Below are 18,072 nucleotides of genomic sequence, written 5' to 3'. Positions count from 1 at the left end.
TTCTCATATCGTATGATATGAATTGTTTGTTTCTAGAAGTTCAGAAACACAATTTCCTTTTGCTAAAAAAATAAATTTTCCTGTTCTATAATTTATCATAAGTTGTAAGCGTATTAACGAGCCCAATAATGATAGATTTTATAGATAAAAAAAGGTTTTTTGGTAAAAAGTTAGGAATTGATGCACCAGGTGTTGCGCCAAAGGTGAGTGGTACTGTGAAGGGAAGATGGCTTTGGTATCGTGAACGAAATGAAAATGCCTCCACGCTTGAGCAAGAAAGAGGCAAAGACAGTCAGGAATATTCAAAGGCCTCTGATGCTGAAAAACAACAGCGGATGTTTTTGGTTAAAACGGGGGCCATTAAGTTTCAAACTAAAGAAGATTTTGCAATTAACAACGTACGTAATCGAGTGGAGGTTGCTAATTCCGCGATGTTAAACTTTTTTCTTGGGGAAGGAGCTGCTGTCAAAAATACAATCGCTTATTCTACATATCATAATGAAAAAAATCCGGATAACTTTCCAAGCGGCCTTAAATATTACCTTGATGAGAATGGTTTTGTAAAAGAAGAGCTTGCATCTCAATATGCTGGTCAATTTGACACACCAAAAGGGAAAAAAACAGAGGTTTATAATAGAGAGAAATTACAAGAATCGGGCTTTGCCCCACTGAGGAAAGCATTTGTTGTTTGCGGGCTTATGGGTTTTCATGATTTTTTGGGAAATTACGATAATTTTGCCTTCATCAACGGCAAATTAATGATAACCGATACAGGTGTAGGCAGTGGGAATACCGGCCAGCATAATTCATATGTAAGCACTGGTAACACCAATTTTGATAATGATGTACTAAAAGATTTGGATAGGTTATTTGAAAATGACAATCAGCTTGTTTCTTCATTTAGAGGGCATTTAACGATTAAGGATGTACTAGATGGCATTGATGAGCTAAAAACTAAATCCAAAGAAGATTTGAAAAAAATCCTAGATGAGTCATTCAAACCAATACCTAGCCCATTTGATAAAAGTGATCCTCGATATGATGATTTTATGCGTTATAATGGGGCGTTGCAATTACATAAAGACCGTCTTTATCAAGCATACGGACAGCGAATTGATGCTCTAGTTGCGTTTCAAAAGGTTTTAAATAAATTTTATTCTGCTGATCCCGAAAAATATCATGTTTCTTCTTTTCAAACCCTTCAAGAAATAGATAGAAAATTATCGGAACAAAATTTTTCTCCAAATATTTACAAAATATATGCCAATGCCAATGAAAAAATCTTTGCTTTAAATAAGAAAGGCACACTTGCTGGAGATGAGGCCTTATTACATTCTGCTTTAAAAAATATATTAGACGAATATTCAAAAGATGATATTAACGGTGAACAAATAGAAACAATATGGGAACAGGTATTGGATCTCGAAGCAAAAATAAATTGTAATAGAGAAAACCTGAAAAAATTTGATAATTTAGTGAATGACTTAAAACAGTCTCTCCCTAAAAAATTGCAAATGATTTTAAATGATTCTGAACGTGGTTTGAAAGCGGTTGATCCAACGGCACGTGCTCTGGTTGAATTAAATGCGCAAATCAATAAGATTAAGAGTGATCTGGGGCAGGGCAAATGTACGTTTGAAGAGGCAAAATCATCACTTACAGAAGCTGTAAGAGAGGTCATTCATGTTTCTAATGAACAACAGGAAAAAACTACGCTGGGTAAAACTCGTAAATTATTGGGATTTACAATCCAAGTAAAAGGAAGTGAGTTATCTACATCACTGCAAAAATTTTTAGAGTCAAAGCATTTTCTTGGTAAAGAATTATTTGACAAAAAGCAAGGAGTGGATTTACCAACAATCGACTCATGTACCAAATACAAATCGGCGATGGACAAAATAACTCACCCAGCCCAAGCTTCTGATGGGGAGGAAGAGCATACATCATTTGAGAAGCATTAAGTAATCTTTTCTCTATTAATCCTCAGACTTAGTAAGGTGTTTTTTTCGCCAATACAGCAAAAATGCAGGGAGCATCATGATTGCTATTCCCATAGAAAAAACTAAGCGAAAATGACTTGCACTTCCAAAATTCATAAACTCTACTGGTGGTATAAAACCTACAATTAAAGTCATAGTGCAACCACATAAACCTAAAATGCACGTCAGATAGTAGCCTGTTTTCTTACCGGGGATTGCAAAAGGTCGCTTAAGATGAGCAAATTTGCTTTTTAATTTCCAGGCTGCAATAAACATCAAAACATACATCATAATATAGAGTTCGGTGCTTAAGGCTGTAAATAGCCAATAGATGGCATTGACGCTGGGAAACAATAGAAATCCACTGCATAAAAGCGTAACCAAAATTGCCTGGGTGATTAGAATTCGCGAAGGCATACCACGCTTATTTAATTGGCACATAAACTTTGGCAAGAAGTTATGATTGGCCGCCATCAGTAAGCCTTTAGCAGGTGAAATGATCCAGTTGATCATGCTACCTAAACTTCCTAAAAGTAATAATGCAATCAATATGGGCAATAGCCATTCAAGATTATATGCTTGGAAAAAGTTAGTAAAGGCTTGTAGTACTCCATCAATCAGGCTGATTTTTTCTTTTGGAAGAACAAACGCTATAGCTAAAGAACCAAAAATCATAGTGGTCAAGATAAGCAGGACTGAGAAAAACATCGCACGAGGAAAATTCGTTTGTGGATTATGCACATTACGAACATGTACTGCCGCAAGCTCCATACCTAGAAATGAGGTCATAATAGCGGTGAGTGATACCCAGGATTGACTGTCTTTCCAGTGCGGTATCAAATGAGATAAGCTTAAATCAATCGCTATAGGATGCCCTTTAATAACCCAGATCAATGCAAGAAAAATAATAAATCCCATGGGAAGTATCATTCCTAATATGGCACAAAGACCTGCAAAATGTGCTGAGGCGCGTAATCCAGATAAAGCAATTATGGTCAATGACCAGAATACAACTAGAATTACTGAAATTAAGTAATATTTATTTTGAGCGAGTTCGGGATTGATTAAATAGGCTAAGACACCTGCAATAAAGGATAAAATCGTTGGATACCAGACTAAAGTATTGATCCACTGCAGCCAGATGGTAAAAAAAGCAAGGTTCTCACCATAAGCATGCTTTACCCAACTATAAATTCCACCTTCCTCATCAGACCAAGTTGACGACAACTCTGCCGCCACCAAAGCTACTGGAATTAAAAAAACAATCGCAGAAAAGATAAAGAAAAAAATTAATGAAGAACCGAATAGGGCTGTTCCCGGTAAGTTTCTTATACTATCAATTGCACCTGTAATTAGTAAGACCAGGGCTAGGACAGATATTTTTTCAGAAGACCAGTTGTTCATTAATTAAATCGACTTGTTAAAAGTGCCCGGCATTATATAGGAAGTTGGCAATGGACGTTACTATTTATTTTATCATATCGCATCAATTTTGTAGTTTTTAAGCTAAATAATTATGATGAAAAACGAATTTTACCTGCAGATTACAATTCAAAGCATTATTATTATTACAATACTGCAGGCAGATTTTTTACAGAATAGAAAGGTACAGAAAATGTTATTTAGTCAATAAGTAATATTAATAATTTTTTAAAATCATAGACTTACCGAACTTTCTGAACTAGGTATCTTCTCATAATAGTCAGGTTTTTTTATTCTCTTGAGTTTCTTAAAAAATGAATCCTTTTTGTTATTTTCGCTCTGAGAGTCAAAATCTTTTTTTATGCTCTTCAATAAATTATCGAATTCGAGAAAAATTTTTATTCTTAATTGATAATCAGATTTTTTATGATCACTGTTTGTTTTATAAAATGCTACGGCTTCATTACTAAGCGTGGTTATTTCTTTTTGTAACAAAGCTTTTGACGTGAATTGATTACCCAGTTTCATTGCCTGCTCGGTCAATTCACCAAATTTTGCTTCATATGCTTCTATCTTCATTCTAATCCTTAAAGAGTTATTCTTAACTGCATGAAAATGAAGCAAAAAATATGCCGGTTTATTGAGTTTGGATTTAATTGCAGCCTGGATGAGGAACAGTGGACCTCAGGATTAAAAAGTTTATTCATGCTAAGAAATCGGGTTCCACTACGTTACACCCAGGCTACAATTATAATATTAATCTTATATGTCTTTGTTTTCTTTATTAAAGCCTCCCTTACATGCAGGGGAGTTCAAAACGCTTTTTCCCTTACTTTCCCATTCTTCTGGGGTAAATAAATGCATGCTTAAGGCATGTAGTCCGAGCTCAAATTCATTTTTCAGCAATTGATTTAATAGTCTATGGCGTGCGATTCGTGATAAATCAGTAAATTGTGAAGAAACGACAGTAACTTTGAAATGAGTTTGTGCGTTTTCCGGAACATGGTGGTTGGCTGATTCATCTTCAACACTTAAATAAACGGGAATTAACTCTTGTTCGATCAATGCTTCAATACGATTTTTACGTGACATATTTAACTCTTACTCATTAAGTATAAAAATTCATAATAAAAAAGCCGCCTTAAAGCGGCCTTTAAAAAAGATAGGATTAGATTCTGCAATTTGCTGGAACATAACGGTCATCGGCAGCATTTTGTACTGCACAAACCCAGGTAATTGGATTTGTAGGTGGTGTTCCCGCAACAAGTGGTTGTCCATTAGATGACGGAGTCAACGTAAGAACCACATTGTTTGCTAGAGCAGTGTAGGTCACTGTAATTACACCAGTAGCTGGAGTAACTACAACACTTGCAACGTTAGGAGTTGCTGGGGGCTGAGCCCAACCTAAGTCTAAGGCATTAGCCCCCGTCGTGGCATTTTCAGAAATTGTAGTCTGCGCCGAGGAAGCAAGACTTAATCCTTCTGTTACACGAGCTCTAACAACATAATCCTGATAAGCCGGAATAGCAATTGCGGCGAGAATACCAACTATCGCCACTACTATCATCAACTCAATTAAAGTAAAGCCTTTTTGTTTCATTATTTGCTCCTAATGATTGGTACAACGATAAATATGCAAAAAAAATGCCATTTATCAGAAACTTACAACACAAATAGGCCAAAACAACGATACAACCTGCCATGGCAAGAAAAGGAAGTCCTCTTTACCTCTTTTCCTATTCTTATTGTAGCAGAACCCAATAAGGGTTGCTTGGATTGTAGCAATAAATGGCTATTTTTACTCCATGTACTGCGCTTTATGTCAGGGTAGAAAGGTAGTTTTGTTGCTTGCAGCCAGGATTTTTTACCGCGCATGAAGCGCGGTATATGCAGTGATTTATGAAAATTTAATTCTTAAATATCTACTATCTTATATGACTAAGTACTTTAGGTACCAATTGATTCTTTAAGCGAACATAATCAGGCAGCCCGTTAACATAGTCTGGGTACGCTTCGCCTTGAATTAAAGGTAACAAATATCGTTTGCATTCAGCAGTGATACCCATTCCATCTTCGGCAATATATGTTTTAGGCATGGCTTTTTCTTGATTCGCAACATTAGCTAGTTGAACATGGCCAATAGACCATTGATAGGGTTCATCATGTTCACGAACGATTATTGGCATGATGGCATTATGACCCTTTATAGCATATTCTACTGCGGCCTTACCAAGCGCATAAGCCTGATCCAGATCAACTTTTGAGGCGATGTGGCGGGCTGCGCGTTGTAAATAATCTGCGACTGCCCAGTGGTATTTGTAATTCAGTTCCGTTTTGATGTACTGAGCAATGACTGGTGCAACACCACCTAATTGGGCATGACCGAATGCATCACGAATTCCAGCCTCACTTAAGAATTTACCTTCGGTATTACGAATTCCTTCTGAAACGACAACAACACAATAACCATAATTTTTAACGCATTCGTCTACTTTTCTCAGGAATTTGCCTTGTTGGAATGGAACTTCAGGTAATAAAATGATGTGGGGTGGCTCATCAGGGTGTTGACTTGCCAAGCCACTGGCTGCCGCAATCCATCCAGCATGGCGTCCCATTACTTCTAGAATAAAGACTTTTGTTGATGAAGCTGCCATTGATGCAACATCAAAACCTGCTTCTCGGGCAGAAATAGCTACATATTTAGCTACAGAACCAAATCCGGGGCAGGTATCAGTATAGGGAAGATCATTATCTACCGTTTTTGGTATGCCGATACAAATAATTGGATAGCCCATTTTAGAGCCTATTTGCGATATTTTATGTGCTGTATCTTGTGAGTCACCACCACCGTTATAGAAAAAATATCCTATATTATGGGCTTTAAAAACCTCAATTAAACGCTCATATTCATCACCATCCTCTTTTAACTTATAACGGCAAGAACCAAAAGCACCTGAAGGTGTTTGTAATAATTTGGCGATATCTGAATCACTCTCTAGTGATGTATCAATAAGCTCTTCATTTAAGGCACCAATAATCCCGTTTTTGGCTGCGTAGACTTTGCCAATATGTTGTGGATATTGCCTTGCAGTCTGAATCACAGCACAAGCTGACGCATTAATTACAGCGGTAACGCCACCTGATTGAGCATATATTGCATTTTTTACAGTCATTCTTTCTCCTTGTTGAAGTAATTACCTGCCTCTTAGCCTCTTGGAGGAGATAGGGGAAGAGATAGGTAATCGCTTAAATTCTTATTTTTTGATTTTCATATTCATTAATCACTGCGTCAATGCTTTGAATTAGTTCTGCAAAAGGAGTAGCAAGCTCTTCAATTGATGCGGTATGCACAGCCAGTTTTTCTACATGAACTACTTTTTTCTGTAAAGTAGGTACTCCAGAAAAACAACATGCTCCATGAAGTTTATGTGCCGCTTCTCCTATTTTTTTGATATTTTTATCATGCATTAATTGGATAAATTCATCACGATTTTTATGTAATTCCTCGACAAATCGCGCAAGAAATTCTTCAGCAAGCACTTGATTTCCCGATACTTTTTGCACACATAATTGCCAATCAATTGCAGCGTGTTTTGCCTTATCTGCAATACGAAGAATTTGGGTCAGTAGTTGTTTTTCATCTATAGGTTTTTGCAAGCAAAAGTCGACACCTGCTTTTTTGAGATCAATGCTGTTCACATCACTGCCATTTGCACTAATTAGCACGATGGGGGTATGACGGTTTAGTTGTGATTTGTGTCGAATGAGTCGAGCTGCTTCTAATCCATTTATTTTAGGCATCTGTAAATCGAGTAAAATCAAGTCGTATTTTTTGTCATTACAAGCCGATACAGCCATTTCACCATCATCAACAGCAGTCATATTGGCGTGGGTGCCTAATAAAGAATCCAAGAGCATTTTGTTCACTGGATTGTCTTCTGCAATGAGCAAGTCTGGGTGCATGAAACGTAATTGCTCTCTTAAGCCATCTAATTCATGATTGACTGTTTTTTCAATGTTTTCTTGACTGGTTAGAGACTCAATAACATCTTGTAGTTTTTGAATACTAATTGGCTTATATAAAAAGCCTTGTGCACCGAGTGCAGTGTAGTCATTGATGAGCCATTTGGAAATCAACACATACGGGAAATAATTATGTTCGGAAATGATTTCAGCAATTTTTTGCTCATAACCTTTATTAATATTAAGAAAAGCAATATTGCAGTCTTTATTATTCTCAAGAGCACTTGCAAGATGATTCAATGAGTTTACGGGAATACACTCTATTCCCCAATAACCAAGGCCATTACATAGCGCTTCTAAATGTAGCGAATTATCATCAAAGCATAACATTTTAAAGTGAGCGAAAGGGTGTATTTGATTTTTTTCTATTTCGTAGGCAACTAACTTTTCAACCTTAACATGCGCGATAAAGCTGGAACCCTTATTGAGTTCACTGGTAAAGGTAATGCGACCATGCATTTCTTCACAGAGTTTTTTACAAATGACCAATCCGAGACCTGAACCCCCATAACGTCGAGTAATGCTGGTATCTGCTTGGTTAAAGGCAGTAAATAATTTGCTTTGATCTTCTGGAGAAATACCCAGACCTGTATCAATGATACTGATGCATAAAGTGTAATCTCTTTCCGTTTCCTGCTCTACTTTAGTGCGAATCAGAACATAACCATGATCTGTAAATTTAACCGCATTAGTCACCAAATTAGTGATGAATTGTTTGATTCTAAAGGGATCACCCAAGACAATTTTGGGTACACTGACATCGGTTATAGGGATTAAATCAATTCCTTTTTTATGAGCATTGGGAGCTGCGAGTGTTAGTACTTCATCAATACAATGACGTATATTTAACGGGATGCAATCAAGATGTAGTTTTCCGGCATCAATTTTAGAAAAATCAAGAATATCATTAATAATTCCTAGCAGGTCTTGTGCGGAGGCTTTAATCGTTTTGACATAATCTAATTGTAATGGATCAAGCTTGCTTTCCAATAAAACGTTAGTAAAGCCAATAACACCATTCATAGGTGTACGGATTTCGTGACTCATATTGGCAATGAATTCTGATTTTTGCCGACTTTTTTCTTCTATTTTTTTCTTCTCAAGTGAGAGCTCAATATTTTTTTCTTCCAATAGCTCAAGACTTTGTTGTAAATCTTCGGTGGCTACTTCGATGTGTTGATTTAAATCACGCATTGTTTCGAGGTATTTTTTCTGCAAATGGGTGCAACCTTGCTCAATGATACCCAATTCGCCTGCGCTCGTTGTTTTGATTTCTGTTTCGAATTCATTTCGTAAAATTTGTTTCATGCTCCGACGCAAACGAGAAATGGGCAAATAAATACGCTTGGAGAGAAAATAGTGGATGGTTAATCCCATAAGCAAGCCAAATAGAGTAATAAAGATAGTTACAATGAGCATTTGGTAACGTTTTATTATCATCGAGCGCGTATCAATATCAATGGATAACCAGCCTAGAATATCATCTGCACGCGAAGCCATTGGACTGAGGATATTCTTAAAAGAGGAATTGGAATAAAGATTGAATTTAGGAATAGTAACTGGTGCGATGAAATTAATTGTAAACGGATTAATTTGCTTGCTTTCAATATAATCCCCCGTAAATTTAGGCGGACTAAATGGTTTATTTAACGAATGTTTGCCACCGCGATATGCAAGTAGTTGTCCGTCGCTACTGTAAAAGGCAAGGGCCTTCACTTCTGGATTGATTGTGGATGCATTAATTAAACCTTGCAAAGTGCGGTCATCACGGCGCAGCATGGCGTATTGTGCAGCAGGAAGCAATTGACGGATGTAAGCCTCTCCCAGACGCGACATGTGCTGCTTCAAGTCATTACCAAAAAGTCCATTATAAAAAATAGCGAGAAGCAGTGCGACTAAAAAGGCTGGAATTAGGGTGGTAATTCTTAGTTGATACTTAATACCAATGCTTTTCAAAATGTCTCACCAAATAGTTTGGATAATACTTTAATTTTAGCCTGCATCGCACGCAACGTAACGTGAAGGGTGATAAGCGGGCTAAAGTCTGCTCATAATATCCTTCACCCAGGCTTTAAAGTCAGTTATTATAGCCCGATTATTTTATTCCTTACAATGTGGAAGAGATTATGACAGTTAGAACCCGATTTGCACCAAGCCCAACTGGTTTTTTACACGTGGGTGGAGTAAGAACTGCTTTATTTTCATGGCTTTATGCGAAGCGCCATCAAGGTAAGTTTATTTTGCGTATAGAGGATACGGATCAAGAACGTTCTACTAAGGAATCGGTACAAGCTATTTTAGATGGTATGTCTTGGTTAGGTATGGATAATGACGAGGGTCCTTTTTATCAAACGGAGCGTTATGATCGATACAATCATGTAGCGCAACAATTTTTGGATGAGGGTAAGGCTTATCGTTGTGAGTGCAGTAAAGAACGTCTGGAAGCTTTAAGAACCGCACAATTAGAAGCTAAAGAAAAACCGCGTTATGATGGTCACTGTCGTGATAGAAACTTACCTTTATCGGATAAGCCCTATGTAATCCGTTTTAAAAATCCTGAACAAGGAACTGTTACGTTTCATGATGAAGTCTATGGAGAAATCCATGTCGCAAATAGTGAGTTGGATGATTTGATTCTTGTTCGTTCTGATGGACACCCAACCTATAATTTTGCTGTGGTTATCGATGATATTGATATGAAAATAACCCATGTAATTCGTGGCGATGATCATATTAATAACACGCCAAGACAGATTAACTTGTTTCAAGCACTTAATGCACCAATCCCTGTATTTGCTCATTTACCGATGATCTTAGGTGAAGATGGTAAACGTTTATCCAAAAGACATGGTGCCGTAAGCGTGCTGCAATTTAAAGAATTAGGTGTTTTACCTCATGCGTTACTCAATTATTTAGTGCGTTTAGGTTGGTCTCATGGTGATCAGGAAATCTTTAGTATTAATGAAATGATTGAATGCTTTGATTTAAAGAATGTGAGTCGAGGTGTTTCGAGTTTTAATTATGAAAAGTTGTATTGGTTAAATCAACATTATCAAAAAAATGATTCTGTTGAAGAGGTTGCTCAAGCATTACGTTGGCACTTTGAACAGGCGGGTATTGATCTTTCTAAGGGACCCAAATTAACAGATTTGGTCGCGATTCAGGCAGAGCGATGTAAAACTTTAGTAGAAATGTGTCAAATGAGTTTATATTTTTTTACTGATTCAATTGAATATGATGAAGCAGCAGTAAAAAAACATTTGCGTCCAGTTGTTTTGGAGCCACTGACAGCACTTTATGAACGGTTTCAAACGGTAACGTCTTGGGAAAAAGACCATTTGCAAGAGTGTATTAATGACATCAGTGCGCAATTTGATATCAATATGGGGAAAATAGCACAACCACTGCGAGTCGCTGTAACAGGCTCGGGTATGTCGCCATCTATTGATATGACACTGACTTTATTAGGTAAAGAAAGGGTCTTAACACGCCTTAAAAATGCTTTACAACAATTAAACACTAGGGCTCAAGCCAGTAGTTAATTTCTATATTTGTTGTGTTTTTTGCTCTGCAGGTTGAAGGAAATGATGATCTGCAGATTCCATATTCTTAGACTCGTGAATATTGCATTTTGATATGAGTGATAATTTTAATAAAAAAAGGATGATGCTTATGAAATTAAAATCACAGTTATTTGGATTAGCCTTTATGGCTTCTTTAACTGCCCCAATGCTTTATGCTGATAGTTCTTCTAACCTCACAAATCAGTTGCAGAAAGAAATAGAGGGCTATTATCAGAAGTACAGTAAAAAAGAAAAATTTTCAGCGATAGCTGCAACCGTCTTAATTCCCCAAAATCGTATGAGTTCTAAAAAAGAAACTCACACGGTAGTACATGGTACTATGGGGTTTCCTCCTTTATCGCAACCGATTACAGCAAACAATTTGTTTGATATTGGCAGTATTACCAAATCATTTACTGCACTTATTTTGTTGCAATTACAGACAGAAGATAAATTGACTCTTGATGATCCTTTAGGGAAATGGTTACCACAATATCCTAATTGGAAAAATGTTACTTTAAGACAATTACTAAATATGACCAGTAGTATTCCAAATTATTCTGAAGATGAGGAATTTTCCAGAAAAATGGAGGCGCATTTAGATAAGATTTGGACCGATGAAGAATTATTAAAGTATGCTCATCCTGAAAAACCACTCAAGAAGAGAAAAGATAATCTTTTTGAATACTCAAATTCTAATTATATTCTGGCTGGTTTAGTGATAGAAAAGGTGACCAATGATACTTTTGCCAACCAATTAAAATTACGCATTATTAATTCACAAAATGGCTTAAATGATTCGTTTTATCTTGCAGGACCTGACAGCCAAGCTATAGCAAAATCAGTTGAGGAACGTAGAGTACATGGATATTTTTTTGATGAAAAAACAAATAAATTAATTGATACGATATCTAATGACTTATCTTGGGCAGGCGCTGCTGGCGCAATCGTTGCAACTACTGAAGACGTAATGCGTTGGGTACAATTACTTTATCACGGTACATTGATCAAGCCAATTTATAGAGAGCGAATTTTAGCTGAGCTGGAATCTGTGGTCTCTATGAAAACCGGACAACCTATCCCTAAAGTAACTGCAGAAGATCCGCATGGATTTGGATTAGGAGTAGGGTCTCTTTATGACAAAGAACTGAAGCAACGTTTTTGGGTTTATAAAGGAAGTACTTTAGGATTTCGCGTGATGTATTTTTGGCAGCCTTGTAATAATGTGACCACAGTAGTTGCTTTAAATGGTAAGGGTGGTGAAGGTGATCCTAACTCTAAATTAGGTGATGAGATCATGAAAGCAAACCTAAGTTTATATAAAGCCATTTTAAAAAATTATCCTGAATTACAATGCATATCGTAAAGCCTTTTTTCTTAACCCTTCTCCATTTAGGAGAAGGGATTTTTCTAAGATATACACCTCGAGTAGATGGAGCAAATTGTTGTATTTGTGCCATAGTAGTAACAATGCAAATCGCATGATATAATTTGCGCTTTCCGCTTTAAAAATTATCATATATGACTAAAAGTAAAGTTCCTGTTACTCTTTTAACGCCTGATAATGAAAATATTGCATCGAATAATGTGGATGATGGAGCGTCTGATGATAAGGCCACCCCATCAGCAGATAATGAAAATGCCTCATTAGCAAAACCAAAATCAAAACCAAAATCAAAATCAAAACCAAAAAATAGTCCATTTTGCCCACCTGACAAGCTTAAAATTAATAAAAAAACTGATCATTTTTTTATTTCTATCAATAAGAGAAAGGGAGATGTACATTCTTTTGTGATGTTGGGGATATATGACCCGAAAAAAAATAAAGTCCAGCGCGTGCTTTGTCGCGTAGGAAAATGGGGCGATAGTGGAATTGATGAGCCTGACTATGCTGATAGTATGACGTTCATTTGTAATGCTCTTTTTTTCAGTAATAAATCAAAGTTAGGGGATGAAGGGGTCTGGAGGGAAGGCGCAGAGCTTCAACCAATGAGCTATCAAGCTTATGATATTTCTTATGAGCAATATTTGGAGTTTGTACAAATATTGGAATCAATCCAAACGGATAAGAATACTTTTGGATGTTATAAACCAGGGATAAAGGAAAATCCCCAAAAAACGGCACAAGATCATACCACTGAACAGCCTCAAGTAGAAGATTCTGGCTCTCTAAGCCCTTCTGAGCTGGCTACATTAGTATCCAGTGAACCTCAAGATGAAAATCCTGACCTAGTCACACTAACATACAGTATTCAACGCGTCTTTCCTTCTCGAGATGTCAGAAAGGTACAAGAAAGCGTGAATGGACTGAATATACATAACACATGCAGACACTCAGCAATTAGACTAGTCGAAGAAGTTCAGCATGCACCGGTCGGATCGATGGTTTCTTCCTGTTTTCTTTGGGGATTACCTTATGAAACGTATTTGGATCATGGTAAACCAAGTGAAAATGTCCCTTTTTATGCACTTCCAGCACCTCCAACGACCTTCGCGCATTTGGATGCGATCAAGCTCAATGTCCTTAAGAAACTCTACACGCGAATGGAAGAGATGCTGTGTCTAGAACCTGACTCTCCGGATACTCAAGATAAGTTTGCAACATTGAGGGATAAGTATTTAGACCTCGCGGGGCCAAAGAATGATTTATCCCTTGATGCATTACTAGAAGACATTCATACTTGGAAAGTAACAAATAAATCCACCTTAGAAGTTTTAAGAGAAAAGTATCTGTGGGATTATCTCCCTTTCTTTAAAAGAACATCCTCTACTATGAAACTAGTTTCCGAGTTAGAAAATGATCTTGAAACAGAAATCAAATTTAGAACACATGGCTAGAATCGCTCGTTTCTAGTATGCTCAACTAAGTATAAAACAGATGATTATGAATCACAGGAGTGAATATGAAACTTTATTATGCTAAGTCAGCGTGTTCCTTAACAGTACGTATCGTGCTTAATGAGTTAGGCTTTGATTTTCAAGATGAAGAAGTAGATTTAAAGACAAAAAAAACACACGCAAACGAGAATTATTTCTCAATTAATCCTAAAGGTGCGGTACCGGCACTGCAGCTTGATAATGGCGATGTGCTGACTGAAAATCAGGTTATTTTGCAGTATCTAGCGGATAGCTCACCTGGTCAAAAGCTTTTGGCTCCAGTCGGTGATTTAAAAAGATACCATACACTAGAATGGGTTAATTATGTTGCTACTGAATTGCATAAAACTGTAGGAATATTCTTTTATCCTAATCTCAATGAAGAAACAAAAAACATTTTCATGAGTCTCATTACTAGCCGATTCAAGTATCTTGACGAGCATCTTGCGCAGGGACCATATTTGATGGGTAAAGACTTTACCTTAGCGGACGCTTATTTATTTGTTATATTAAGATGGGCTTTTTATTTTAAATTAGATCTTTCTGCATATAAACATTTAGAGCAATTTATGAAAGTTGTTGCAGAGCGTCCTGCTGTTGTGACCTCGTTACAAGAAGAAAAACGGTAAGAAGTGCTTGTTCCCGATTAAGAACGTTTGTAGGGGTATTTTTTTGCTAAGTGCAAACGTTCTCCAAACTTTTTGCTCAGGGATAAGATAATTACCAACTGTAATTATTTGGAGGTGGAGCGTGTCTTTAAAGTCTACTTTTCAAGGTGGAATCGAACTTAATTTTTCTTCACAACGTAAATTTGAAACGACTGAAGGTGTCGCACAAGAAAATCAAGCGCCAATTATTGCACGCAATACAGTACGTTTTTTAATGATGGGATGGACGGAACAGTGGACTGAGTTTTTAACCCCATCTGTGGCTTATGCTGTTTTCGTAAAACGTGATCATAAATTATTACGAGAATTGCGTTTTGCGTTTCAACAAGGTTTTTTGGATCTTTTCGAGCAATTAAAAAATAAGGAGTTAACGCCGGAGCAAAAGGAGCAGGTTCATCTTTATTTAAGTAATTGCTTAACTTTGCTTCCTTATGGCGATCTAACACCTTATGAATCCATTAAAATCCCTCAATATATCGATGGTCATTTGGAGTTAATTGAATATCAAGTTAAACCAATCGAATTAACAGAACGATCATCATGGCAGAGTTTTTTTATTCATGACAAAGATCGTGTTTTTGCATATGGGCTTGAGCCACTTTTTCACAACAAAGCAGAATCCCACTTGATCTTTATGGGCACTACTTATCCAGCAGGACAAGGCTTTTTACCGCAGGTGAAAACTGACACTAAAGGCTTTGAAACGGTTGGCGAGTCACTTTATCGAACGGGGCGAGAGCGAATTCATAAATGGTTAAGCACACAAAAAAATAAAATACATGTATGTGGCGTAAGCCTTGGCGGTTCTTTAAGTTTATTACTTGCTATTGATAAAGGAAATTATGAGTTGTCGCGCGTTGATGCGCTAAATCCAGCAGGACTTCATGATGCCTGGTATAAAAATAGATATGATCATTGGGACGAATTAACGAATAAGCCATTAGTTGTCGTGCAAAAGCAAGGAAATGATCCTGTTTCAGCGTTTGGGATCTGGAAAGATGATTGGCACATTATTCAAGTCACTCCACCGCCGGATAAGCAAGGGCCTAATTGTTTTTGTGATCACTTTTTAAATTACGCTGGTTTTGCGGATACAACGTTTACATACATTGAGGCAAAACAGGATAATGCAAAAAGAACAGCACGTAATTTTTGGCTTTACACGCTTGGCAGAAGTTTCATTTATGGTTTTTTCTTGTTGCCATATATTTATGCAGCGCGTCCGCTTAGTTATTTTCTCATAAAAAACTGGATGATCTCAGCATCCGTATTAGGATTATTGGTAGGAGCAGGTCTTACAGCGGCTGGTATTTTGCCAGCAGTAGCTTTCTTTATTATTGCTGGAGGTCTATTTGCCACTATTTTTGTATACTCAGATATCCTTTACAAGAAAAATCCTGAAGCTTCTTCTCAACGTGCGCTTATAGAAAAAGAGGGGCTTCCTGAAATGCATGACCCATCTTTATCTCGCAATCCATCGATGGATATTTACAATAAGGACAATACGGTAGATATAAAACTGACTTATCAACAAATACACACTTATTATGAAGTGATGCGTTGTCTGGTAAAAGGGAAAGGTTTTTTGCCTGATGATAAAAAGAAAAGTAAGCACACAGAAGGAGTTAGCAAAAAATCACTACTCGAAGCAAGTTTGGAAGCCCCAAAGGCTGCAGTCGAAGTGCCTTTTACAGTGACTCGAGCTAAAGCAGCACATATCCGCCATACTTTAGATTTAGTACAACGATTAGGAAGGAAGAACGAAACCCTAAAAGCTAATGTAGAGGAATGCTACACCGAGTATCGGATAGGTAAGCATCTATAATTAATCATGGAAAAACAGGATAGGGAGGTTGAGCTTGTTAGACAAAACGACATTCAAAGGAGGCTTAGAGCTCAAGTTTTTTGAGCAAGGAGAATTTGAAGCCCTTGATGATGTAGATTCTTCTCAACATGGTCCTATTTTAGCGCGCAATATACTGCGTTTTTTTACTATGGGATGGACAAAATCTTGGACTCAATTTTTAACGCCCTCGGTCTTATACTCTTTTTTTCTGCAGCGAAATACGCATTTATTAAAAGATGTTCGTTTGGCCATGCAACAAGGGTTCCTAGAGCTTTTTAAGCAATTGCAGGACAAAGACTTGAATGCGGAGCAAAGGGAACAAGTTCAATTATATTTAAGTAACTGTTTGTCTATGCTTCCATATGGCGATTTAACTCCATATGAGTCTTTTAAAATTCCACAGTGCATTGATGGTCATTGGGAGTTAATTGAGTATCAGGTTACTCCAATTGAACTAACAGAACGACCTTGGTGGCAACGTTTTTTTACCTATGATTATGATCGAGTTTTTGCTTATGGACTTAAGCCCATTGTTCATAAAAAAGCAGAGTCCCACTTAATTTTTATGGGCACTACTTATCCTGCAGGCCAAGGTTTCTTCACGCAAATAAAAACTGATTCTAAAGGTTTTGAATCGATTGGATTATCCTTATACCGAAGTGGTAGAGAACGAATTCAAACGTGGCTAAGCCAACAGAAAAATTCAATTCATGTCTGTGGGGTGAGTTTGGGGGGCTCCTTAAGTTTATTGCTCTCTCTTGATAAAGGGAATTATAAAATATCACGTGTTGATGCATTGAATCCTCCTGGGCTTTTTGATCCTTTATTTAAAAGTAAATATGATCATTGGGATGAGCTGACAGAAAAACCTCGGGTTGTAGTACAAAAGCAGGGAAAGGATCCCGTTTCGTGCTTTGGCATTTGGAAAAAAGATTGGGAAATTATTCAAGTAGTACCTCCCAAAGACAAGCAAGGGCCTAATGCTTTTTGTGATCACTGTTTAAATTACGCAGGTTTTGCAGATACCGAATTTAGATATGTTTCTGCTGAGTATGATAACTCTCAGCGTAAAACACACCATCTCTTTTTGAATGCAGCTGTGAGATCGTTTATTTATTATTATGTATTAGTGCCTTATAGTTATGCGGTTCGTCCTTTGGGGAATTATGTGCTAAATAAATTTCTTCCCCGAGTTACAGGGAGTACATCTCAAGGGCTTATAGCGCAAATACATCATCCAACTCTGCCTCGAAATTCAACAATGGATATTTATGATAAAAACAACACTATTGAACTGGATCTGAGCTATCAGCAAATAAATACCTATTATCAAGTCATGCGCTGTCTTGTTAAGAATAAAAATTTTATACCCAGTCAAAACAAAGAAAGTCAGCATATTCAAGGGATGACTAAAAAAGCTTTATTAACAGATGTCAGTGATTCTGGAAAGTCGCATATGCAGGTTTCTTTTAAGGTAACTAAAGCTAAGGCGGCGCATATAATACAGACTTTAGCCTTAGTTCATCAATTGGGGATGGAGAATAAAGAAAAACTTAAACATGAGTTAGAGAAACACTACGAAACATATCGGTTGGGCAAGCAATAAGCTGCTATGGTTTAGTAAACTAGCAAGTGTAGCAACTGTCTTAAAATAAAATTCAAGACAGTTGCTACGTCTATTTTACTTTTTTCAG

Annotated in this window: 13 protein-coding genes; 7 read left to right on the top strand and 6 right to left on the bottom strand. The window is 37.0% G+C overall.

All coding sequences use genetic code 11. The annotated features are described in order from the left end of the window. The first annotated feature begins 128 nt into the window (after positions 1–128). On the top strand, positions 129–1,961 hold the full coding sequence (locus tag BGO44_RS09015) for a hypothetical protein (RefSeq protein ID WP_273199999.1): 1,833 nt from the start codon (positions 129–131) through the stop codon (positions 1,959–1,961). A gap of 15 nt (positions 1,962–1,976) precedes the next feature. Here BGO44_RS09015 and BGO44_RS09010 read toward each other — a convergent pair whose 3' ends face one another. The 6 genes from BGO44_RS09010 to letS all read right to left on the bottom strand — a co-directional run bounded on the left by BGO44_RS09010 (position 1,977) and on the right by letS (position 9,383). Continuing rightward, entirely contained in the window at positions 1,977–3,383 is a 1,407-nt protein-coding gene (locus tag BGO44_RS09010) for an APC family permease (protein WP_273200002.1), read from the bottom strand. A gap of 252 nt (positions 3,384–3,635) precedes the next feature. Continuing rightward, positions 3,636–3,980, bottom strand: coding sequence for a hypothetical protein (locus tag BGO44_RS09005; protein WP_273200004.1), 345 nt, complete (start codon positions 3,978–3,980; stop codon positions 3,636–3,638). A gap of 183 nt (positions 3,981–4,163) precedes the next feature. Then, entirely contained in the window at positions 4,164–4,493 is a 330-nt protein-coding gene (locus BGO44_RS09000; protein WP_273200005.1) for a BolA family protein, read from the bottom strand. A gap of 76 nt (positions 4,494–4,569) precedes the next feature. Continuing rightward, positions 4,570–5,001: a pilin gene (locus BGO44_RS08995; RefSeq protein WP_273200007.1), complete on the bottom strand. Its 432-nt coding sequence runs from the start codon at positions 4,999–5,001 to the stop codon at positions 4,570–4,572. Between the two features lie 325 nt (positions 5,002–5,326). Next, positions 5,327–6,574 (bottom strand): 6-phosphofructokinase, encoded by a 1,248-nt coding sequence (locus tag BGO44_RS08990; protein WP_273200009.1) that lies wholly within the window; start codon positions 6,572–6,574, stop codon positions 5,327–5,329. Positions 6,575–6,647: 73 nt separating this feature from the next. Further along, complete coding sequence (gene letS, locus BGO44_RS08985) at positions 6,648–9,383, bottom strand: two-component system sensor histidine kinase LetS (protein WP_416338570.1); 2,736 nt, start codon at positions 9,381–9,383, stop codon at positions 6,648–6,650. Between the two features lie 167 nt (positions 9,384–9,550). Between letS and gltX the strand changes: the two genes are divergently transcribed. From gltX to BGO44_RS08955, 6 genes are all read left to right on the top strand, one after another. Beyond that, positions 9,551–10,966, top strand: coding sequence for a glutamate--tRNA ligase (gene gltX, locus BGO44_RS08980; protein WP_273200013.1), 1,416 nt, complete (start codon positions 9,551–9,553; stop codon positions 10,964–10,966). 130 nt (positions 10,967–11,096) lie between these two features. Next, positions 11,097–12,353, top strand: coding sequence for a serine hydrolase domain-containing protein (locus BGO44_RS08975; RefSeq protein WP_273200016.1), 1,257 nt, complete (start codon positions 11,097–11,099; stop codon positions 12,351–12,353). 155 nt (positions 12,354–12,508) lie between these two features. Then, complete coding sequence (locus tag BGO44_RS08970; RefSeq protein ID WP_273200018.1) at positions 12,509–13,825, top strand: hypothetical protein; 1,317 nt, start codon at positions 12,509–12,511, stop codon at positions 13,823–13,825. A gap of 65 nt (positions 13,826–13,890) precedes the next feature. Continuing rightward, complete coding sequence (gstA, locus tag BGO44_RS08965; protein WP_273200020.1) at positions 13,891–14,493, top strand: glutathione transferase GstA; 603 nt, start codon at positions 13,891–13,893, stop codon at positions 14,491–14,493. Between the two features lie 121 nt (positions 14,494–14,614). Continuing rightward, a complete protein-coding gene (locus tag BGO44_RS08960; RefSeq protein WP_273200021.1) occupies positions 14,615–16,357 on the top strand; it encodes a hypothetical protein in 1,743 nt (580 codons plus the stop codon). Positions 16,358–16,391: 34 nt separating this feature from the next. Next, a complete protein-coding gene (locus BGO44_RS08955; protein WP_273200023.1) occupies positions 16,392–17,984 on the top strand; it encodes a hypothetical protein in 1,593 nt (530 codons plus the stop codon). The last annotated feature ends 88 nt before the right edge of the window (positions 17,985–18,072 follow it).

The organism is Legionella sp. 39-23 (assembly GCF_001897665.1).
GTDB classification, from domain to species: domain Bacteria; phylum Pseudomonadota; class Gammaproteobacteria; order Legionellales; family Legionellaceae; genus Legionella; species Legionella steelei.
Note: the sequence above shows the minus strand (reverse complement) of the source record. Positions and strands in the feature narration are given on the sequence as shown.